This is a genomic window from Aminobacterium sp. EBM-42, from assembly GCF_001896635.1.
Lineage (GTDB): Bacteria > Synergistota > Synergistia > Synergistales > Aminobacteriaceae > Aminobacterium > Aminobacterium colombiense.
In genome coordinates this window covers 80,954-100,942 of the sequence record NZ_MPPC01000017.1, presented here as the reverse complement: position 1 = coordinate 100,942, position 19,989 = coordinate 80,954, and the positions used below count along the sequence as shown (strand labels likewise).

The following is a 19,989-nucleotide window of genomic DNA, read 5'->3' as shown; positions in this document are numbered from 1 at the left end:
TTAAGGATCACTCCTCTTTTTTCTTCAGCGATACGGCAGAAGATGGTCTAATCCCATATTCTCTGATGTAGTTTTTCCAAATATTACGGTAGCTGTCAAGAAGAAAAATAAAAAGACTTATGACCAATGGTCCGAGGAAAAGACCGAGGAACCCCCATGATGCCAGACCACCAACAACACCTATAAAAATGATCAGGACATGGGCCTTTCCTCCACCAGAAATAAATATGGGGCGGATAAAATTATCGACCATGCTCACAACTATTAATCCCCAAATGGCGAGAATGAGCGCTTCTTTGATCTGCCCGCTGTAAAAGAGGTATATTGCGCCAGGTCCCCAGACAAGGGGCGTTCCTATAAAGGGGATCATGGCAAGCAAGGCCATTACCGCGCCAAAAACGGCCGGACTGGGAAGTCCTACATACCACCAGCCTAAAGCTCCAAGAAAGCCCTGCACTCCTGCAGTCAGGGTAATGCCGTAAATGACAGCCTGAAGAATTTGTTTCGCTCTGTTAAAAAAAGCCTCTTTCTCTTTTAAAGGGAGGGGAACGATATCATTGACATAGTCAAGAATGATATGGCCGTCCCGGATCATAAAAAAAGAGGCTACAACAATCACTATAAGCTGATAGAGAATGCGAATGGTATCCCCAAGAAAGGATCGCGACAGGGTAGCCAGCGTTGAGGCTATCCACGAACCAACTTGTTCTATTACGTTGACGAGAAAGGGGTATTCAGCCAAAAATGGACGTATTCTCTCTGCCAGGACGTCGGGAAAGAAAACACTCATGATAGTCTTCCCCTGCTCTACATTCACTCTCGAAAGCACTGTAGCAAGATGCCCATATATTCTAATGCCCTCTCTAGCAAGGGTTACTCCTACAAAAATTGACGGAACCACGATCAGAACAATAATCACTGCGGTTGTTAAAGAAGCTGCTATATTAGCATATTTTTTCTTAAGAATTTTTTCATAAATCAGGGTGTAAAAAGGATAAACAAAAAAAGACAAGATCGCAGACCATGCCAGTGGCCGAAGAAGATTAAATGATACCAGATACGCAAGAGCCCCCAAGGCTAAAAACACAACCGTAAAGGGCAGAAAAAAACTTCTAATCCGTTTATAGGGACGCCTGCTCTCATACGCCAAAAGTCTCACCCATTTCAGTTTTTTTACAGAAAAGACGCAGTCATACGGCTGCGCCTTTCCGTGCAAATCTATTACTCTTTATTCCCACTCTATTGTAGAGGGCGGCTTGCTGGTAACATCTAGCACAACTCGATTAATGCCTTTGATAGAATTACAAATACGTCTTGCTGTCCTATCGAGAACATCATACGGAACTCGAACCCAATCAGCCGTCATTCCATCACTTGATTCCACTGCCCTAAGGGCGACAACTTCTGCGTATGTTCTTGAATCTCCCATTACTCCAACGGTCTTTATTGGCAAAAGGACGCAGAAGGACTGCCAAACTGTAAAGTATGTCTCGCTTTTTGAAAATTCCTCCCTGAATATTTCATCTGCCGCCCTTAATGTATCAAGACGGTCCCGAGAAATCTCGCCAAGGCAACGAACAGCTAGACCTGGCCCTGGAAAGGGCTGTCTGTTTACAATTTCTTCCGGAACGCCAAGCAACGCACCTATGGTTCGAACTTCGTCTTTGAATAGATCCCTTAAGGGCTCAAGTACTTTTAATTTCATATCTTCCGGCAAACCACCAACATTATGGTGGCTTTTAATGACTGAGGCCCCTTTCCCTTTGTGCCCGCTTTCTATGACATCAGGATAGAGAGTGCCTTGAAGCAACCATTCTGCATTGTGTATTTTGGCTGCCTCTGCCTCAAACACTCGTATAAATGTTTCACCAATAATCTTTCTCTTTTGTTCTGGATCAATAACTCCTTTTAATGCGTCAAGAAAACGGTTACTGGCATCCACATAGTGTACATTTAGATCAAGCTGTTTGTACTTTTCAAGAACCCGCTCCGCCTCACGATGTCTTAACAATCCATTGTTCACGAAGATACATTCAAGGCGATCGCCAATAGCCTTTGATGTAAGGACAGCTGCAACAGTAGAATCAACACCCCCTGAAAGACCGCATATGACCCTGGCGTTTTCTGTCTTCTGCTGTACATCTTTTACCATCATATCGATCCAGCTTCCAAGATCCCAATCGCCAGTGCAGCCACAAATGTTAAAAAGGAAATTGGACAGGATCGTGATCCCGTTTTGTGTATGTGCTACTTCTGGGTGGAATTGCAGTCCCCAAATGCCCTTTTCTTCTATAGCAAAGGCTGCAGGAACGCCGCCATCTGTTTCTGCCAAAAGCAGTGCTCCATCAGGAAGTTTAGCAATATGGTCTCAATGGCTCATCCACACCTCAAAAGTTCCAGGAGCACTTTTGAAGAGCAAAGAATTTAAATCTTTCAATGAGATGGCGGTCCTGCCATACTCTCGGCTCGAACCAGACTCGATCTGCCCACCGAAAAGTTTCGCAATCAGCTGCATTCCATAGCAAACCCCTAATATGGGGACTCCAAATTCAAAAAGCTCCATAGGAACCGTTGGACTATCTTCGTCCATGACACTCTGGGGCCCGCCAGATATGATAATGCCACGTGGCTTGCGTTGGCGAATATCATCTATGCATACATCCCAAGGGATAATTTCGCTATGTACTTTCAGTTCCCTGATCCTCCTGGCAATCAATTGAGTGAACTGAGAGCCACAGTCCAGAATTATGATATTATCCATTTGCATTCCTCCGAAAAAGAACTAAATTCTCAAGGTAAATACGTTATATGAATTATATTACCAGAAAGGGAAGAAGTGTAAAAGAAAAAGCCCCCACAAAGTGGGGGCTTCCATCTTTATAACAAATTCTAGTACATGCCTTCCATGCCGCCCATTCCGGGGCCGCCAGGCATGGGACTTGCACCCTTGGGTTCCGGCTTATCGGCAACAATAGCTTCAGTAGTCAGAACCATGGCTGCTATGGAGCCAGCATTCTGCAAAGCGCTCCGCGTAACTTTAACGGGGTCTATTATTCCGGCTTCAATCATATCTACATATTCGCCAGTAGACGCATCAAGACCATTCCCAGCTCTTAAGCCGCGGACTTTCTCAACAATGACATCGCCCTGGAATCCTGCGTTTTGGGCGATAAGGTGCAGGGGAGACGAAAGGGAACTCAGAACAATAGTTCCACCTGTTTTTACATCACCATTAAAGTTCTCGAGGAATTTCTCGAGGGAGGCAATGCAGTTGATTATGGCTACGCCGCCACCCGCTACAATACCCTCCTCTACTGCAGCCCTTGTAGCATTAAGTGCATCTTCTATGCGGTGCTTCAGTTCTTTCTGCTCAGTTTCGGTAGCGGACCCCACCTGTATAACGGCCACGCCGCCAACGAGCTTGGCAAGGCGTTCCTGTAGTTTTTCTCTATCGTAATCGGACGTAGAGTCTTCAAGTTCGCGTTTGATCTGGGCTGCCCGTTTGCGGATCTCGTCTGGATTACCAGAACCCTCAACGATGGTCGTCTCTTCTTTGGTAACACGGATTTTCTTTGCTTTACCAAGCATGGAAATGTCAGCGCTATCAAGCTTAATGCCTACATCTTCACTCACAACCTGACCACCAGTTACAATGGCGATATCGCTAAGCATGGCTTTGCGGCGTTCACCAAAACCAGGGGCCTTCACTGCAGCGACCTGCATAACGCCCCTCAGTTTGTTAACTACAAGGGTGGCGAGAGCTTCTCCCTCCACATCCTCAGCAATAATCAGAAGAGGTTTACCAGTCTGCACTACTTTTTCAAGCACTGGGAGAAGGTCTTTTATATTGCTGATCTTTCCATCGTGAATAAGGATATATGCATCATCAAGAGCGACTTCCATTCTCTCAGGATCTGTCACCATGTAAGGGCTGATATAGCCTTTATCGAACTGAAGTCCCTCGACCATTTCAAGAGTTGTTCCAACAGTCTGGCTGTCTTCAACAGTGATAACGCCATCCTGTCCGACTTTTTCCATGGCTTCTGCTATAAGCTGGCCTATGCCGGAATCGTTAGCGGAAATTGCGGCGACCTGGGCAATCTTATCACGGTTCTTAACGGGAATAGCCATTTTTTTCAATTCATCCACCACAAAGTCGATGGCTTTCTCTATGCCCTGTCTCATAAGCATCCCATTGGCACCAGCAGCAACGTTCTTCATGCCTTCGCGAATGATGGCCCTGGCAAGAACTGTAGCGGTAGTAGTTCCGTCTCCAGCAACATCGTTTGTTTTAGAAGCTACTTCTTTAACAAGCTGAGCGCCTGTATTTTCAAAAGAATCTTCAAGATCGATCTCTTTTGCGATGGTAACACCATCATTTGTAATCGTGGGTGAGCCAAACTTCTTCTCAAGGACAACGTTCCGTCCTTTGGGCCCAAGGGTAACCCCCACTGTATCAGCAACTTTATCAATACCACGCAGCATGGCGTGGCGGGCTTCTTCACTAAAAGTTAGGATCTTCGGCATTTTTGTATTCCTCCCTTAAAGATCTAATTCTCGTCTCTTACTTTTCAACAATCGCAAGCACATCGCGTTCGCTGAAGATGATGTATTCGTCTCCGTCAAGCTTCACTTCAGTTCCAGCATATTTGCTGAAAATGATGCGGTCGCCAACCTTAACTTCAAGAGGAAGCTTCTGGCCGTTTTCTAAAACTTTTCCTGTGCCAACTGCTACAACTTCTCCCTCTTGAGGTTTCTCTTTTGCAGTGTCTGGAAGAACAATTCCTCCCCTTGTCTTTTCCTCCTGATTGATGACCTTCACCACGAGACGATCACCAAGCGGTTTTAAATTCATTCGAAAATCCCTCCCTATAATAATATCCTGTCTCGTATATTAGCACTCCTTGTCATTGAGTGCTAACCGAACGGCTTAGATATTAATTGCCCTACTTTTGAATCTCAAGGATAACTAGAAGCGTTTAGCCATGTTTATTCATGATATTATCCTATTAACTCTTAATTTCTATCTTTTTCTTACTTTTTTAATTTTAATAAGCGCTAAACCAGCGGCCATGAAGGATTGGGGGTTAAAAAAAGGTCGGAAATAAGGCCTCTTTTATACCCGTTATATGCAGCAGCTGCTATCATTACCCCATTGTCCGTACACCTTATTGCTGGTGGAATAAACACATTCCAGTCTTTCTTTCTCTGTAAAGCGTTTCGTAATCCTCGATTGGCAGCTACTCCCCCTGATATAGCAACTTTTCGTATGCCCGTCACTTCGACGGCTCGTTCCACTTTCGTCATCAAAGCCTCCACTGCCGCTTTCTGAAAAGAAGCGCAAAGATCAGCGATAGGAAGATCAACACTTTTTTCTTTCAAATCTTTTACCGCCCATAGTACCGCTGTCTTTAAGCCGCTGAAACTAAAGGCAATCTCGTCACTTGATCTTAAAGGAACGGGAAAGGAAAAGGCTTCGCTATTTCCCTTATGGGCAAGAGAATCGATAATAGGGCCTCCAGGATAACCAAGGCCCAATAGTTTGGCTACTTTATCATAAGCTTCTCCAGCAGCATCATCTCGCGTAGCTCCCAAGAGACTGTAGTTCCCAAAATCCTCTGCTAAAATTATTTCTGTATGCCCGCCAGAAACAATAAGACAGATGAAAGGGGGTTCCAGATCAGGAGAAGCAACTACATTCGCAAAAAGGTGCCCTTCAAGATGATTAACGCCCAATATGGGAAGATGCCATGTCTGAGCAAGAGCTTTGGCTGTCATAACCCCTACAAGAAGAGATCCCATAAGCCCTGGCCCGGCAGTTACTCCAATTAGTGACAGCTCCTGGGCAGGATCGCTAACTCCCGCATTTTCCAACGCTCTGTCGACCAAGGGAAGAATCGCCTCAAGATGTTTTCTCGAAGCAAATTCCGGAACTACACCGCCGAAGGGAGCATGATCCTTAATCTGGCTTGATATCAAATCAGCCTTAACATCCCTTTGTCCATCTAGTATTGAAACAGCCGTATCATCGCAGCTGCTCTCTATCCCTAATGTTAAAAATCGTCTTTCCACTCATTGTCACCTCTTTGGAACATTCAGCTCTCCAGAAAAATCACCCAATGAAATAAGAATATTCCGGCCCTTGGGAACATATTTTGCAGGCACGGAAAAAGCCAAGGTCCCCGTACTATCAGGGGGGAGCTCGCCAACGGCCATGAAATCTTTGCTCGTGAGTATATCGTCGTCAGTTACTTTATACTCACCGATTCGAATCATTTCTGGAGAAAAAGACCATCGTTTTATGGCTTTGTATCGCATGATAAAGAGCGCCCTGTTCTTTAGTTTTTTATCTGAATAATGGTTTGAATGCCATTTCAGCCATTCCGGTGCATTGGGATCTGAGGCAACAGCATGGGAAAGGGTGCCATCTACATATACAAATGCCGCCTGGGCACGAGACCCAATAACCATATCTCCCAACGCTGTTCCTTCAATCCATATAACAGTTGTTCGCTCGTCAATCTTCTCTTGCAGAGAGTTAGAAGCCCACCCCAAAGTTCCAGTCAGCCCCATTAACAGGATTGAAACCAGCAAAACCAGTTTCATTTTATTCCTTGTCATTATGTTCTCCTTCCTTAATCTATTCTTTATCCCTTCGCTTAAGAGCACCTCTAAGCCATTGCCACTCATGAAAATGAAAGGCCAGTGTCCCTCCCATATATATCAAAGCCCCCAGAAGCATGACTATGAAGAGCCAGCCGCATCTTAAAAGCAACCCTGCATCTACTGGATAAGGACATAGAGATTTAAACTTCCACACTGTAAAAGCCATAGCGCCTAAAACTATGGAAATACGAAGGGTCCATTTTACGCCTAAAATGTCAAGAGGGTGATTAATGCTTCGGGCAAGAAGATACCCTCCTGCAAATGATGAGAAAGTGAACCCCAGGGAAGTGGCAAGAGCAAGTCCAGCAAAGCCCATAGGTTTGACAAGAAGCAAACAGAATACAACGTTGGATACCACGCTTGAGAGAGTCACGAGCAACGCCGATCTTGGGTTGCTTTGAGCATAGAGCCCCCGAAGAAAAACTGTCGTACAGGCCATTCCCGGGAGCCCCCAGGCATACATGGCCAGAGCTATACCAGTAGCGTGCCATGCCCACGCATTAAAAGCCCCTCGATAAAATAACAGGTTAACTACTTCATCAGAAACCAGCACAAGACCTATTGTCACTGGAAGAATAACAAAAAGGGCAAATCTTACCGCATCTCGCATTGTTTCTCGAAATTCCTTTTCATCTCCAACTGCGCAGCGGGAAAGTTCAGGAAGGACTGCCTGGGAGATGGCAATGACAAAAAGCCCCAGAGGAAGCTGTATCACTCTGTTAGCATAATTCAGCACAGAAATAGCGCCATCCTGGAGAAAAGAACCTAATACGCGGCTGATGACAGGATTAATCTGATTCAATGAGAGACCAGCTGCATAAGGGAAAAAAAGTTTCATCATTTTCCGTAATTCAGGATCTCTTGAATTCGGTTTTTCCGGTAATAGCAGAACTCCATTCCAGGCGCTCCAAACCCATTGAAGCACCATCTGACAGACCCCTCCTGCTAAAACAGCTATAATGAGGGTCCATATTCCTAGCCGCGACGCAGCGAAAAAGAGAATCAGAAGATATACCACATTGCTCAGGGCAGGAGCAATGGCCGGTACAAAGAATGAATCAAGACTATTTAGAACACCCATGGCCAATGCCGCCAAAGACACCAGAATTAAAAAAGGGAACATCCATTGCGTCATGGAAATTGCAAGTGAAGCTTTGACAGAGTCAAAACCTGGCGCCATAATTTTAACAAGAAATGGTGACAGGATAACGCCCGCGAAAACGACAGCTGTTCCAGCTACAAGGAGAATCCATAAAGCCTGTCTTGCCAAGTGAGATGCCTTTTCTTTCCCTCTTTGAACCAGGGATTGAGAAAATACAGGGACAAAAGCCGCGGACAGGGCTCCCTCTGCCAGCATTTGCCGTGAAAGGTTGGCAAGGGTATAGGCAACATAGAAAGCATCAAGCTGGCTTGACGCTCCAAAAAGTGCCGCCGTTACTATTTCTCGGGCTAGTCCTAGAATTCTGCTAGCAAATGTACCAACCATCATGACCAGGGCATGGCGAACCATTCGGGAAACACGAGAGGACATATAATACGCCTCCTGAAATAATAAGAGAAATGAGGTGCTTCTTTGGGTACTATAACACTTTGGGGTATTGGCAACCCACTTTTCGGCGATGATGGCGTGGGACCCTTTATCGCAAAAGAGCTGCATAAAAAAAGGGCTCTACATCCGATCACTGCCATAGACTGCGAAACTATACCTGAAAATTATATTGCCCCATTAAAACGGAACCTCCCAAATCTGCTTTTGATCGTTGACGCTGCAGATATGAATCTTCCGCCGGGATCTGTCCGTCGTATTCCACTCCATATGGTGGAGAACGTTTCTTTTAGTACTCACGGCCTCCCATTAGGGATGCTTCTTGAAGATATCGCTCAGAAAATTACAATTATCTATATTGGCATACAGCCTTTCAGCCAGAACCTGGGTGAATCTTTGTCCCAGAAGGTTAAGGACGCTGCTGAAAAACTGATTCTCATACTTGAAAAACAGCATTTTGAAAAAATTCCTTTGCTTTACCAGGAAAATCTGTCTCCTAAATAAAATTTTCTTGCCACTTCGCTCTGAGCCACCTCATCAGGAGAGCCTTCTATAACAATCTCTCCCTGATGAATCAGATATGTTCGGTCTGTAATGGCCAGAGTATCGCGGACATTATGATCTGTGAGTAATATTCCATATCCCTTTGCCCGAAGGCTCAGAATGATCTGCTGGATGTCGTAGACTGCGATAGGATCAATCCCGCTAAAAGGCTCATCTAACAAGAGGAAATCTGGCATTATAGAAAGGCACCGGGCTATTTCCACCCGCCTTCGCTCGCCGCCGCTGAGCGCATACCCAGGAATAGAAGCAAGAGATGTTAGCCCTAATTCTTCCAGGATATGGGAGACCATGGTTTCTATTTCTTTTTGGGGTTTTCCCAGCTCCTGCAGCACGATCTCAATATTTTCTTTTACTGTGAGGTTCCTGAAGATAGAAGCCTCCTGAGGAAGGTATCCTACTCCTATCCGAGCTCGGCGAAACATAGGAAAGGGGGTAATGTCCTTTGAGTCAATCATTACGCGCCCCGAATCTGGCTTTATAAGCCCGACTATCATATAAAACGTAGTCGTTTTACCAGCGCCATTAGGACCAAGAAGTCCTACGATTTCACCCATATGCACATCAAGATCCACTGATGAAACTACAGTTCTCCCTTTAAAGGCCTTACAAACCTTTCTGGCTTTAAGCGTCTTTGCGCCCATTATTGCTTTTTCCCTTCCTTATCCTGGATCTGAATTGTTATTTGTGGTTTTCCAGAAGCCAATATTTTCCCTGATTGAGGGGAATAAAGTATCTCTTCTGCTCTAAGGGTTCGTTCTGGCTGTACCGCAAGAGCATTCCCCCATACTTTTATATTATCCTGGGCCTTAGAATAAACCGCATTAGAGCCAGTTATACGTGTCTTCTGCCCATCTGTTTCTGTAATAACAATGACCACATCGCCTGACGCCTGTATGTCAGTGGTTTCCCCGTTAGAGATGTTCCCTTTAACAGTAGAAGCGGAAAGGAACATTTTTTGTTTCGTGTCTTCAAACTTTTTTACTTTTTTCGCAATGAAACTGCTTTCACTGACTTCCAATTCCTGGGCATCTATTATGCGTGCCCCCAAATATCCAGAAACATTTTCCCGAAGGGAGTATCTGCCTCCATTTGAAAGATGTCCTTCTAAAAAGACACTCGTAAGGTCAACAGGTTCGTTCTCCCATTTTCCAAAGATGTGAACCCCCCCAGATAAAATTACATGTCCCGTCTGGGAATTGCCTTCTCCCATTGGTGCTGTTATCTCTAACTCCATCCTCTGAATTCGCACATTGCCTTCGGCTGTAAAATCCCCCGTTCTGGAGTGATACACCATGGTATCAGCTGTTACATGAGCTTCTATTCCCCATAGGGCTCCTGCATAGATAAAAAGAAAGGCAATAACAGCACAAGCTCTCACATGCCTCAGGCCTTTTTTCATTAAGCTACACCACCCATAAAAAAATATGGTGTTAAAAACACCGTCGCTATTCTACCTTATATCAGTCACTGGAAGAAGACCTCTGTCTGGTGCTCTTCTCTTCTTTAAACTCCCACTCCAGCGCCTCTACTGCGTCATCCACATAAGATGCTGCTACCACGCAGGTTACAAAACACTCAGTCGCCAAAATCATATCGATATTGATTTCTCTGTGAGCTAGAGCTGAAAAAACCCTTGATGGAACTTTAGGGTCAAAATCCTGTGGGAAAACCGATACTTTGGCTATTTCAGTGTCAAAGGTCACACCTTGAGCGCCAATTTCCATAGAAACGGCACGACAAACTCGTATTGCCCCTTCAATTCCACTTTTCTGCACAAGGAAGGCTATATCGTTCACCTGCCCCCTCATTACGCTCTGTACAATCATTTCAACCTTAATATCCGCATCAGCAAGGGCTGCAAAAAGGGAAGCAGCTATGCCAGGGATGTCTGGTACTCCAAGCAAAGCGACCTTAGCCACATCCAAATTTTTCACAACTTGCCTGTTTGGCTTGTTCTCGTCTCTCTTCGTCATCTTAAAAATACCCTCCCTTCATTGTCAACAGCCTAAAAGATGCTCAAGCCTTCGCGATCTTCCCTCAATACGAAAAAGCGCGACCGGATACCATGTCGAGAAAAAATCGAACACATAAGTTTGGCAATATCTCCTGCCAATCCCCTGGCAAAAGCAATCATACTCGGGCCAGAACCGCTAATAGCCACTCCCGAACAATTTGGTGCATTTGAAAGCTCCCTTAATATTTCTTCTCCCCCAGGAAAAAGGCGGGCCCTAAAGGGCTGATGGAGGCGATCACCCATAGCCCAGGGAAGATTGCTCCAGTTTCCTGTACTCCATGAAGCCGCAAGAAGAGCAGCTCGGCTTATATTATAAACAGCATCTTTCAAAAAAACTTTCGTCGGGAGTGCTTCTCGTGCACTCTGAGTACTCACCCGAACTTCAGGCACTGCGACAACAGCCACCATGTCCTCAGGTAAAGGCGGCATTTTTACAAAGCGGATAATTCCTCCATCCACTCCACTGACAACCATCCCTCCCATACAGCACGGAACAACATTATCAGGGTGCCCCTCTAACTCTACCATAAGAGATAAAAGTTCATCCTTTTGAAGGGAATTTTCCCGTAATGTGTTTGCTATGGCAACACCTGCCACAATGGCCGTGGAGGAACTGCCAAGCCCCCGAGCCATAGGAATGGCGTTAAGAGAACACAAATCCAGACCCGGGGGATCAATCCCCCATTTGTTGCAGGCAAATTCATAACTCTGGATAAGAGCGTTGTTCTCTCTACCGAGTTCACCGCTCCCTTCTCCTATTATTTCAAGAACATAGGACCCCTTTTTTAAAAAAGCTCGCACATCAAAAAAGTTATACAGGGACAATCCCAGTCCCAACGTATCAAAACCTGATCCCAGATTAGCGCTGGAAGCCGGCACCTTCACCCTAAAGAGCCTCATAATCCTAAAACTCCTTTCAGAGCTTCCAACGTTCCCTCTGCTGAAATTGGCCCTGGTAAACCCTGAAGAGGGCTGTCAGGATCTTTCAATCCATTCCCTGTCAGAATAAGGACAATTCGCAATCCTTCAGATAATTTGCCAGCCCTCTTCTGTTTCAAGAGAAAGGCAAGAGGGGCACAAGAAGCAGGTTCTGCAAATACTCCATCCTGAGATGCCAATTCTCTTTGTGCCTCAAGAATCTCTGTGTCTGTTACAGCATCAAACTTCCCATTACTCATTTCTATTGCCCGAACGGCCTTCTCAGCATTCACTGGGTTTCCAATGCGAATCGCAGTTGCAACTGTTTCTGGTTTTTCTACTATCCGTCCAAGCACAAGGGGAGCGGCCCCCTCAGCCTGAACACCCATAAGGCGCGGCATCGAGTCAATCTTTCCTATTTCTTTGTAGTATTCCAGTCCTGCTGCATATGCACTAATATTTCCCGCATTCCCCACTGGCAACACAATCCAGTCAGGAGCTTTTTGCAACTCATCACAAATTTCCCATGCAGCAGATCTCTGCCCCCAGAGGCGATAGGGATTTATAGAGTTTACAAGAGTTATTTTTTTCGAAAGAGCTGCTTCTCGGGCCAGCTGTAATGCCTCATCAAAATTTCCCTTGACGGCGACAACCTTTGCCCCATAAATCAAGGCCTGTGTTAATTTTCCTAAAGCAACTTTTCCTGCGGGGAGTAAAACAAAGCAGGCCAAACCAGCAGAAGCAGCATAAGCAGCTGCAGAGGCAGATGTATTACCAGTAGAAGCGCATATAACCGCCGTTGTTTTTTCTTCAAGGGCTTTTGCGACAGCCATGACCATACCCCTGTCTTTAAAAGATCCCGTTGGGTTTAAGCCGTCAAACTTGGCCCAAAGTTCCACTTTTAATTCACGACTTAGATTTTTTAAGTGAATAAGAGGAGTGTCACCTTCCATGAGCGTTATACGGGGTGTCGCCCTTGTTAAGGGCAAATCTTTTTCGTATCGATGCAATATACCCTGCCTTGCCATTTCCTTACCTCCCAAAAATAAAAAGGCCCACATCTCTCCTTAATTTGGAGACGATGTGGGCTCACTCGCGGTTCCACTCCATTTCCGGACATGCCGGCTCTCTTTCCGCTATAGGGGCGGCTTCCCTGTGCCTTATCCCTCTGGCTTCGACACCTGCTCCGAGGTGGTCTTCATCCTGTCTTTCCGTGAAAAGCTCTCAGCCCGTGGCTTTTCTTCTCTGTTTCGGACGGGGACAAAACTACTCTCCTCTTCATCGCTTGCTACAAATCATTCGTATTTGAGGCAACTTTATATAATTACTTTACATGTCTGTCAAGAGCTGCACAGAATTTAATCTGAATAGTCTCCCCCATCCTTTAGAGAATGTCCCGGAGCTCGATCTTCTGTATAATCTGATCTTTTTCCCAAAATAGCCTGCTCGGGGGCGCCATTATGATCAGAGCGTTTTGCAATAACCTCGAGCACCCTGTCTGCTGAGTCCACAGCGTTAAAGGCTTTGATAAAGCGGCTGGCCCATTCCTCTGTTTCGTCGATAATACGGCCAATGATTTCAGGGGATTCCTCTAAGATCACGTTTCCTAGCGGAAGATTCGCTTTTTTATAGTTCCCATCTTTTCTGCTGTAGCTCTGACTGTCACACCACTCTACAATTTTCTGCCATGTCTTTTCTGAAACGCCGCGATGGGGTTCTTTAACATATGAACCGTTCTCTGCTATGGCATTTCCCGTATCAGAATCCATTTTTATCCCAAAGACAATATTCTGAAAAAGGGTTGCGACGTTCCCCTTATTGATTCCAAAATTAGCGAATTTAGCCACCTTCTCAATGGGAGTTCCTGAAATACCGTGCTGGGCTATAGAAACACCAAAGGGGCGAATAACATGAGCAATGTCCTGGGTACGCTGAAGATCAATTCCTTCCTGCTGTCCTGTATCGTACGTTCCATGAAGGCTTCCATTGGAAATAGCTAGAAGGTCAGGGAATATTCCCCATGAATTAAGTCCACCAATGAAGAATTGAGCCTCTTCAACTGTGGTTAATTCCCCTGGTCCCTTTATCTCGCCCACTTCTACTTCCAGTCCCAGATAGGGAGGAATGTGCATGGCTATGTCCCGAGTGAAGCAGAGGTTTTCCCAATCCGGCATATGGGAAGCATCTATAGCTACAGACGTCCAGCCTTTTTGAATCACAGATGGAAGATGCCCCACCGCTTTAAATAGATCCTTTTCAGACTTAATGGCATAATGGTCGACGTGAAGGCCAAAAACGATACCATGCCCTAATTCAGCGGAAGTTTTCACCGCATACTCGGGAAGATTATCAAAATTACCAGCGCAGTATGTTGATTCCGACTTTGCGATCTCAATAAATACAGCGGCATTTAATTTTTGAGCTGCTTTGAATACCCCTTTTATAGTTAGCGGATTTCTTGCATTAACTGCAAGGATGATAGCATTAGCTTCCCGAAAAGCCCTGACAATGTCCCGTCCGCTTACTAAGCCTACTTCTTCATTTTCCCATAAAGCCTGAACATTCAGGGGACGTTTCTTCAGCATCTCTTTATATGAGGCGCTGTTTTTTCTCATTTATTGTCACGCTCCTTGTATAATTTCATTTATCTTTTAATCTGGAATAAAGGAATCTACAGATGACATGCAATATAATACACTATACCATAAGGTTTCCAGCTAAAAAAAGAGAGGACATCTTAATAAGATGTCCTCTCTACAGACAAGTAGAACCTTTAACGAAGACCGCTCCACATAATCATGACGATAGCGATAGGAGCTAAAAAACGCAGTATTAAAAGCCATGGCGACATTAGCGCAAAATTGAGTCTGCCCTTATTAGAGATATCATCTTTAATTCTATCTGTTACAACCCACCCTACAAAAAGGCAAATCAGAAGACCGCCTGTAGTTAAAAGGATATTGTTGCACATCCAATCCATGGCATCGAGAAAACTTTTACCAAAGAGATTGATAGGGTAAGCCCCCTGGGACAGGGCTGATGGAACCCCAAAAAGAAAAATAGCCGTCCCCATAAGGAGTGAACTCTTCCCTCTGCTCCAGCCCAGTTCATCTTTACAGTAAGAAACAACAACCTCAAAAAGTGATACTGACGAGGTAAGGGCAGCTATAAAGAGAAGTACAAAAAAGAGCGCCGACCAAACCATGCCGCCCCACATCTTCGAAAAAACGGCTGGTAAGGTAATAAAAGTGAGGCCTGGCCCTGCTCCTGCATCGATACCAAAAGCAAAAACAGTAGGGAAGATTATTAATCCCGCAAGAAAAGCAACAAGGGTATCAAGAAAAGTAACTGTGACAACTGACTTTGGGATATTTTCATTCTTCCCAATATAGCTGCCAAACGTGATGAGGATTCCCATACCAAGTGAGAGAGAGTAAAAAGCCTGTCCAAGAGCATCTATAATAGTGCTTCCGGTGACTTTCGAAAAGTCTGGTTTAAGATAAAAAGCAATGCCTTTTGATGCTCCAGGAAGTGTCAAAGCCCTGGTAACAAGAACAAGCAGGACAATAAAAAGCCCAGGCATTAGAATTTTACTGGCACGCTCAATACCTTGCCCAACTCCTTTATACACTACAAGAACAACCATAAGCATAAAAACAAAAAAGCCAGGAGAACTTGAGTGGGATTGGCGATAAAGCCTAAAAAGGAATCCTGAGCAGCTGATGTATCATGAAGCGACATGAGACCTGTGAAAGACTTAAAAATATAAGCAAAGGTCCACCCTCCGATGACAGCATAATAAGAGAGGATAATAAAAGCCACAGCCAGCCCCATCCAACCAACGAGAGGCCATACTCCACCTTTGAGCTCCCTGAAAGCCCCTACTGCATTCTTTTTTGCCGCGCGCCCGATGGCAAACTCTGCCAACATTACCGATGCCCCAATAGTAAATGCCAAAGCGATATATATCACTAGAAAGGCAGCCCCACCATTTTTCCCCGTAATGTAGGGAAAGCGCCAAATATTACCAAGACCAATTGCCGACCCCGCTGAAGCGAGTAGAAAGCCAATTCGACTTCCCCACTGCTCCCTTTCCATTTTTTCCTGTTTCATATAAAAATCCCTCCCTGAATATTGTTTGTATGTTCAAAACAAAAAACTCTACACGAAAATTCCCTTTACTTCTTTAAATGTTTAACTTTTTAAAAAATTAGTGTGATTGAATGGATGTATAAAAAAAGGGGTCGAACCCTGAAAGGGCCGACCCCCGAAAAGTCTGCTGGCTAAAAATCAAACGCCAGTAGGCACTCCGGAAGAGGACCCGCAGCTAATAATGACTAGAAGTATAATTATTATGTTAATTAATATATTTAGATTGACATTCACTGCTTTCCCCTCCTTGCCTCTGGTGTATTCTGTATCCTTAAAAGTGACGACATTCTACATATTATTTTTAAACTTGTCAAATTTTATTTTATTAAATATTTCAGAATTCTATCCCAAAAAGTATTTCTGAAAGAAGTCTTGACTTTCAAATTGATCATCTCGCCGCCCTGAAAAGGAAAGGGGGTTGCAGTTTCATAAAGACCATGATAATATACCCTTCGCTGCGTAAGATGCAGATGATATTGGGGAATGGTGCAACGGCAGCACGCCTGACTCTGGATCAGGTAATCCTGGTTCGAATCCAGGTTCCCCAGCCAGAAAACAAGGCCCCATCGACTAGCGGCCGAGGTCATCACCCTCTCAAGGTGGAGACACGGGTTCGAATCCCGTTGGGGCTGCCATAATAAATGCAAGAGGCCAGGTTCTACCTGGCCTCTTTTGTATTTACTCCATCCTAAAAAGTAACACGAGAAGAAAAAATCATCTACTCTACTTCTTCTTTCAGCCTCTCTTCCCAGGTAATAAACGAGTGGTAATAAATTTCGTCGCCATCATCAATACCACGGGTAATTTCTGTTATATGGGTATGGGCGGCACCAACCTGTTCAAGCACATATTTCACAGCAACCTCAGGCATGCTGTGCTCACCACAAGTATATATGTCAAGAGCCATATATTGTGCTTCAGGCCACGTATGAACAGATAGATGCGATTCGCTGATAACCACAACGCCGCTCACTCCATTGGGAGGGAATCGATGAAAGGACACGGACCAGACTTGGGTATTCGCTCTCTTCGCTGCTTCCACTAGGATTTCCTGCAAACGTTCAACTTGTCCGATAACGCCCCCACACCCTGAAGCCTCAACAATAAAGTGGTAACCCTTCGGTGACATTTACCCTCCTCCTCTTTATACAAACAAAATAGCCATTGGGCCAAGTGGAACAAGTATAGTACAAAAGAACATCAAAACACAAAAAAGAAAATATAAAAATATTGGAAACTTCAAACAGGCCTTAAAAGGAAAAAAGCAGCTGCGCAGTGCAGCTGCTTTAAATATTCTGGTGGAGCTAAGGGGGCTCGAACCCCTGACCTCTTGAATGCCATTCAAGCGCTCTCCCAGCTGAGCTATAGCCCCTCATTGCGAAACGTGAGTATTATAAGTAGCAGTGACAGTTCTGTCAACCTCCGAAATGGCCATTCTCTGCTTTCTATACAAAAAGAGTCCTAAGCACGATTGCCCTCCTGTAGAAGGGATGAGAGAATAATTATATATCACGTTGAAAAGGAGTTCTGACTATGGCACGTAAAAAGACAACAACAGCCTTATGGTGTATCTCCTCTATCATATTCCTATTGATATTTCAGGCTATTCCCGCTGAAGCCATAAGCAGGGGAATAATGGCCGAAGCAATCATCGAATCTCTGGCTATCCCAAGATGGACAGGAGAAGAACATTTCTCAGATGTGCCAGAAAACCACCCTGCATTCCCAGCTGTAGAAACAGCACGGGCATATGGCATTATCTTCCCAGGAGAACGATTCCATCCAGATCTAGAAGCGACTCGCATGGAAGCATTGCTTTTCGCCTTCAAAGCCATGGGTTGGTCTCACGAGGCAAGACTCATTAACTTTCTTGTCCCTAAGAATAATCCGCAGATACCTGAGTATATGATCCCATACCTAACTTTGGGAAAAGCATGTACTCCTTGTGCTCCTGAAGTTTTTCTATCTGATCCCCTGGAAAATCTAAACCCCCAGGATCTTCAAGAGCTAAAAGACTGGCTTATACAATGTCGACGTTCTATTAGTTGGGATCAGACTTTTCATGGAGAATACGCTTCCCTACGGGTCTGCCGTGAGAAAATTGGCACTCCGCCAAGTTCCTGGGCTATATTCATAAAGGAGTTCCAGGATAAAGAAAATGCCCTGTCCCTCCAAAAGAATTTATCAGAACAGGGTTTGTCGGCTTTTATGGCAAATACTGAATGTGCTTATGCTGTTTATGTTGGACCATACACAAATTATGTTAAAGCATGGGAAGTTCTCGCTAGAATACCCGCTGATCTGGCTGGACAAGTTGTTCCCTATAGCGAACAGGGAGGCAACGCGCTCTTCTGGGCTGCCATACAGATAAAGGACGAGCAATCTCCTTTTATTGTTACCGCCCATTCTTTAGGAAAATATATTCTCCCCCTAAGTCAAATGAATAAAGAGTTAAAAGCTGAAGGAGCTATAAATGGAGGTTTTTTTACAAAAGGGAAACCAATAGGAACGCTATTAATCAATGGCATTCCCCTCTTTCCTTCATATGAAAGGCGTTCCGCTGTGGGCTGGACTGCCAAGGGTAAAGCTCTCTTCGGAAGTGGCGAGTTTCGAGCCGTACTACGAAAAAATGACCGTATTGCGCCTATCGGCTCTTTAAACACTTTTCCGTCACAAAACGGTTTGGCTCTTTTCTCCCCGGAAGCTGGCGCCCTTCCCCGTCCTTTGCAATCTGACGCCGAGGCATTCTTACTTCAGCAAGGGGCCGTGAAAAAATTAAATCGAGGGGACAAAGCTCGGCGAATCGTGCCGGAAGGACATGTTCTTCTTGCTGCAAGGGGATATGGCATACAGATAGTTAATTCTCTGCTGGAACATGGGAATCCCCTCTCAATAGAAGTACAATGGAGAGATTCAGCAATGCGGGAAGCCATATTTGCCCTGCAGGGCGGCCCTATGCTTTTATTGGATGGACAACTTCAAACTAAAAATGAAGGGTTTTCAAAAGGTTTCCGAGAACGTAGACATCCTCGAACCCTTGTTGGCACTGATGGGAAGGCGCTCTGGTGGATTGTAGTAGATGGCCGAGACCCCTGGCACAGCAATGGAGTTACCCTTATGGAGGCAAGCCAGCTTGCACATAACCTAGGTCTCTCGACAGTACTAAATCTTGATGGTGGCGGTTCCTCCCAACTCCTGTGGAAAGGAGAAATCGTCAATGCCATTCCTGGAGGGAAGGAACGCCCTCTCCCTTACGGAATTTTCTTTGGCTCCAGAGAATGAAGCCTTACTTCTGTTTGTGGTATGGCCATAGGGATATTTGCCTCATCAAAAGCCTCTTTCACCCTCAGGCGATATTCCCTGGATAATGCCCACTGATCTCCTGGTGTCGTATCAAAAAGTGTTCTCAAAACCATGGAGCTGTCAAGAAAATCAAGAATACCCTGAACTGTGGGAGAGCCTATAAAAAGAGAGGAGTTTTCCCGCTGAAGTGTATGTGCTGTCTCTTCCATTATTTTCATTGCTTTCCGTACATCTGAATCGAAAGGAACTCGGATCTTGATCGCGGCGCGAGACCAGTTTTTAGTATAATTTGTAACGCCATTGATGCTTCCATTAGGAATAATAATGAGATTTCCATCAATATCGCGTAAATGGGTGGTGCGAAGAGTCAGTTTTTCTACTGTCCCACCTCCCATAGATGTATTTATCCAATCTCCCACTCCGTAATGGTCTTCTAAAACAACAAAAATACCATTTAAGAAATCACGAATAATATTCTGTGCAGCCATGGATATTCCCAAGCCCGCCAAGCCGACACCGGTCAAGATCGGAGTTATGTTGACACCAAAACTGCCAATGAGACTCAACACAAAAATAACGGCAATAAGCCACTTCACCACATTTAGAGTTATTCCTTTCAGTGTTTCGATCCGCTGTAGCGCCGCTGGCCTGCTTCCGTTTTTTCCGTTTTTCACCAGCCGCTTATGGAGCAGGTCAAAACCACGTGAGGTTGTCAAAGAAACTACTTTATTTACAATAATCCAGACAATAACAATCCCAATGGCAATGGCGATTTGATGAGCGAAGGGGAATGCCATTTTTAACTTATCCATCTTTTACTCTCCCG

19 protein-coding genes, 3 tRNA genes and 1 pseudogene are annotated in these 19,989 nt (G+C 44.9%); 5 read left to right on the top strand and 18 right to left on the bottom strand.

Translation table 11 applies throughout. The features are described from left to right. Positions 1-7: 7 nt before the first annotated feature. From BUC50_RS05195 to murJ, 7 genes and pseudogenes are all read right to left on the bottom strand, one after another. Positions 8-1,159, bottom strand: a complete 1,152-nt coding sequence (locus tag BUC50_RS05195) for an AI-2E family transporter (RefSeq protein ID WP_273312197.1) — start codon at positions 1,157-1,159, stop codon at positions 8-10. Between the two features lie 69 nt (positions 1,160-1,228). Beyond that, positions 1,229-2,761 (bottom strand): annotated as a pseudogene (guaA, locus tag BUC50_RS05190) (glutamine-hydrolyzing GMP synthase). A 128-nt stretch (positions 2,762-2,889) separates the two neighbouring features. After that, positions 2,890-4,527, bottom strand: a complete 1,638-nt coding sequence (gene groL / locus BUC50_RS05185) for a chaperonin GroEL (protein WP_013047983.1) — start codon at positions 4,525-4,527, stop codon at positions 2,890-2,892. Positions 4,528-4,564: 37 nt separating this feature from the next. Next, positions 4,565-4,855 carry a co-chaperone GroES gene (gene groES / locus BUC50_RS05180; protein WP_013047982.1) on the bottom strand — a complete coding sequence of 97 codons (291 nt, stop codon included), beginning with the start codon at positions 4,853-4,855 and terminating at the stop codon, positions 4,565-4,567. Positions 4,856-5,058: 203 nt separating this feature from the next. Continuing rightward, positions 5,059-6,072, bottom strand: a complete 1,014-nt coding sequence (gene tsaD / locus BUC50_RS05175) for a tRNA (adenosine(37)-N6)-threonylcarbamoyltransferase complex transferase subunit TsaD (RefSeq protein ID WP_013047981.1) — start codon at positions 6,070-6,072, stop codon at positions 5,059-5,061. Between the two features lie 6 nt (positions 6,073-6,078). Further along, positions 6,079-6,621, bottom strand: a complete 543-nt coding sequence (locus BUC50_RS05170; RefSeq protein ID WP_273312635.1) for a hypothetical protein — start codon at positions 6,619-6,621, stop codon at positions 6,079-6,081. Positions 6,622-6,640: 19 nt separating this feature from the next. Further along, positions 6,641-8,197, bottom strand: a complete 1,557-nt coding sequence (gene murJ / locus BUC50_RS05165; protein ID WP_013047979.1) for a murein biosynthesis integral membrane protein MurJ — start codon at positions 8,195-8,197, stop codon at positions 6,641-6,643. A gap of 42 nt (positions 8,198-8,239) precedes the next feature. Here murJ and BUC50_RS05160 point away from each other — a divergent pair, with 42 nt between their 5' ends. Beyond that, entirely contained in the window at positions 8,240-8,716 is a 477-nt protein-coding gene (locus BUC50_RS05160; RefSeq protein ID WP_013047978.1) for a hydrogenase 3 maturation endopeptidase HyCI, read from the top strand. Here BUC50_RS05160 and lptB read toward each other — a convergent pair. The 5 genes from lptB to thrC all read right to left on the bottom strand — a co-directional run bounded on the left by lptB (position 8,689) and on the right by thrC (position 12,736). Beyond that, positions 8,689-9,417 carry an LPS export ABC transporter ATP-binding protein gene (lptB, locus tag BUC50_RS05155; protein WP_013047977.1) on the bottom strand — a complete coding sequence of 243 codons (729 nt, stop codon included), beginning with the start codon at positions 9,415-9,417 and terminating at the stop codon, positions 8,689-8,691. The genes BUC50_RS05160 and lptB overlap by 28 nt on opposite strands. Next, positions 9,417-10,175 (bottom strand): LptA/OstA family protein, encoded by a 759-nt coding sequence (locus BUC50_RS05150; RefSeq protein WP_013047976.1) that lies wholly within the window; start codon positions 10,173-10,175, stop codon positions 9,417-9,419. The genes lptB and BUC50_RS05150 overlap by 1 nt, the downstream gene beginning before the upstream one ends. A gap of 61 nt (positions 10,176-10,236) precedes the next feature. Further along, positions 10,237-10,749 carry an ACT domain-containing protein gene (locus BUC50_RS05145; protein WP_052292794.1) on the bottom strand — a complete coding sequence of 171 codons (513 nt, stop codon included), beginning with the start codon at positions 10,747-10,749 and terminating at the stop codon, positions 10,237-10,239. Positions 10,750-10,781: 32 nt separating this feature from the next. Continuing rightward, entirely contained in the window at positions 10,782-11,690 is a 909-nt protein-coding gene (thrB, locus tag BUC50_RS05140; protein ID WP_013047975.1) for a homoserine kinase, read from the bottom strand. Beyond that, complete coding sequence (gene thrC, locus BUC50_RS05135; protein WP_013047974.1) at positions 11,687-12,736, bottom strand: threonine synthase; 1,050 nt, start codon at positions 12,734-12,736, stop codon at positions 11,687-11,689. The genes thrB and thrC overlap by 4 nt, the downstream gene beginning before the upstream one ends. A gap of 53 nt (positions 12,737-12,789) precedes the next feature. On the opposite strand from thrC, the gene BUC50_RS05130 reads away from it, so the two are divergent. Then, positions 12,790-13,017 (top strand): hypothetical protein, encoded by a 228-nt coding sequence (locus tag BUC50_RS05130; RefSeq protein WP_286677210.1) that lies wholly within the window; start codon positions 12,790-12,792, stop codon positions 13,015-13,017. A 49-nt stretch (positions 13,018-13,066) separates the two neighbouring features. Here the strand turns inward: BUC50_RS05130 and BUC50_RS05125 are convergent, their stop codons facing one another. The 3 genes from BUC50_RS05125 to BUC50_RS09650 all read right to left on the bottom strand — a co-directional run bounded on the left by BUC50_RS05125 (position 13,067) and on the right by BUC50_RS09650 (position 15,821). Continuing rightward, positions 13,067-14,323, bottom strand: coding sequence for a class II fructose-bisphosphate aldolase (locus tag BUC50_RS05125; protein WP_013047973.1), 1,257 nt, complete (start codon positions 14,321-14,323; stop codon positions 13,067-13,069). A gap of 158 nt (positions 14,324-14,481) precedes the next feature. Beyond that, on the bottom strand, positions 14,482-15,360 hold the full coding sequence (locus tag BUC50_RS05120) for a sodium-dependent transporter (RefSeq protein WP_353743413.1): 879 nt from the start codon (positions 15,358-15,360) through the stop codon (positions 14,482-14,484). Then, the gene (locus BUC50_RS09650; RefSeq protein ID WP_353743412.1) at positions 15,339-15,821 is read right to left on the bottom strand and encodes a sodium-dependent transporter; all 483 of its coding nucleotides are present in this window, start codon (positions 15,819-15,821) and stop codon (positions 15,339-15,341) included. Before BUC50_RS09650 ends, BUC50_RS05120 begins: the two co-directional genes overlap by 22 nt. Before the next feature lie 516 nt (positions 15,822-16,337). Between BUC50_RS09650 and BUC50_RS05115 the strand changes: the two genes are divergently transcribed. After that, a tRNA-Gln gene (locus BUC50_RS05115) sits at positions 16,338-16,411 on the top strand. Positions 16,412-16,419: 8 nt separating this feature from the next. After that, positions 16,420-16,495, top strand: a tRNA-Glu gene (locus BUC50_RS05110). Between the two features lie 83 nt (positions 16,496-16,578). Here the strand turns inward: BUC50_RS05110 and speD are convergent. Both speD and BUC50_RS05100 read right to left on the bottom strand, forming a co-directional pair. Then, positions 16,579-16,989: an adenosylmethionine decarboxylase gene (speD, locus tag BUC50_RS05105; protein WP_273312624.1), complete on the bottom strand. Its 411-nt coding sequence runs from the start codon at positions 16,987-16,989 to the stop codon at positions 16,579-16,581. A gap of 167 nt (positions 16,990-17,156) precedes the next feature. Next, positions 17,157-17,232: transfer RNA gene (locus tag BUC50_RS05100), tRNA-Ala, on the bottom strand. 161 nt (positions 17,233-17,393) lie between these two features. Between BUC50_RS05100 and BUC50_RS05095 the strand changes: the two genes are divergently transcribed. Next, entirely contained in the window at positions 17,394-19,142 is a 1,749-nt protein-coding gene (locus BUC50_RS05095) for a phosphodiester glycosidase family protein (protein ID WP_013047969.1), read from the top strand. Here the strand turns inward: BUC50_RS05095 and BUC50_RS05090 are convergent. Beyond that, on the bottom strand, positions 19,112-19,975 hold the full coding sequence (locus BUC50_RS05090; RefSeq protein ID WP_013047968.1) for a mechanosensitive ion channel family protein: 864 nt from the start codon (positions 19,973-19,975) through the stop codon (positions 19,112-19,114). The genes BUC50_RS05095 and BUC50_RS05090 overlap by 31 nt on opposite strands. Positions 19,976-19,989: the final 14 nt, after the last annotated feature.

Coding starts and splice junctions, on each gene's coding strand:
- groL (WP_013047983.1), bottom strand. CDS start 4,527: ATGCCGAAGATCCTAACTTTTAGTGAAGAAGCCCGCCACGCCATGCTG.
- groES (WP_013047982.1), bottom strand. CDS start 4,855: ATGAATTTAAAACCGCTTGGTGATCGTCTCGTGGTGAAGGTCATCAAT.
- BUC50_RS05170 (WP_273312635.1), bottom strand. CDS start 6,621: ATGACAAGGAATAAAATGAAACTGGTTTTGCTGGTTTCAATCCTGTTA.
- murJ (WP_013047979.1), bottom strand. CDS start 8,197: ATGTCCTCTCGTGTTTCCCGAATGGTTCGCCATGCCCTGGTCATGATG.
- lptB (WP_013047977.1), bottom strand. CDS start 9,417: ATGGGCGCAAAGACGCTTAAAGCCAGAAAGGTTTGTAAGGCCTTTAAA.
- BUC50_RS05150 (WP_013047976.1), bottom strand. CDS start 10,175: ATGAAAAAAGGCCTGAGGCATGTGAGAGCTTGTGCTGTTATTGCCTTT.
- BUC50_RS05145 (WP_052292794.1), bottom strand. CDS start 10,749: ATGACGAAGAGAGACGAGAACAAGCCAAACAGGCAAGTTGTGAAAAAT.
- thrB (WP_013047975.1), bottom strand. CDS start 11,690: ATGAGGCTCTTTAGGGTGAAGGTGCCGGCTTCCAGCGCTAATCTGGGA.
- thrC (WP_013047974.1), bottom strand. CDS start 12,736: ATGGCAAGGCAGGGTATATTGCATCGATACGAAAAAGATTTGCCCTTA.
- BUC50_RS05130 (WP_286677210.1), top strand. CDS start 12,790: ATGTGGGCTCACTCGCGGTTCCACTCCATTTCCGGACATGCCGGCTCT.
- BUC50_RS05125 (WP_013047973.1), bottom strand. CDS start 14,323: ATGAGAAAAAACAGCGCCTCATATAAAGAGATGCTGAAGAAACGTCCC.
- BUC50_RS05120 (WP_353743413.1), bottom strand. CDS start 15,360: ATGCTTATGGTTGTTCTTGTAGTGTATAAAGGAGTTGGGCAAGGTATT.
- BUC50_RS09650 (WP_353743412.1), bottom strand. CDS start 15,821: ATGAAACAGGAAAAAATGGAAAGGGAGCAGTGGGGAAGTCGAATTGGC.
- speD (WP_273312624.1), bottom strand. CDS start 16,989: ATGTCACCGAAGGGTTACCACTTTATTGTTGAGGCTTCAGGGTGTGGG.
- BUC50_RS05095 (WP_013047969.1), top strand. CDS start 17,394: ATGGCACGTAAAAAGACAACAACAGCCTTATGGTGTATCTCCTCTATC.
- BUC50_RS05090 (WP_013047968.1), bottom strand. CDS start 19,975: ATGGATAAGTTAAAAATGGCATTCCCCTTCGCTCATCAAATCGCCATT.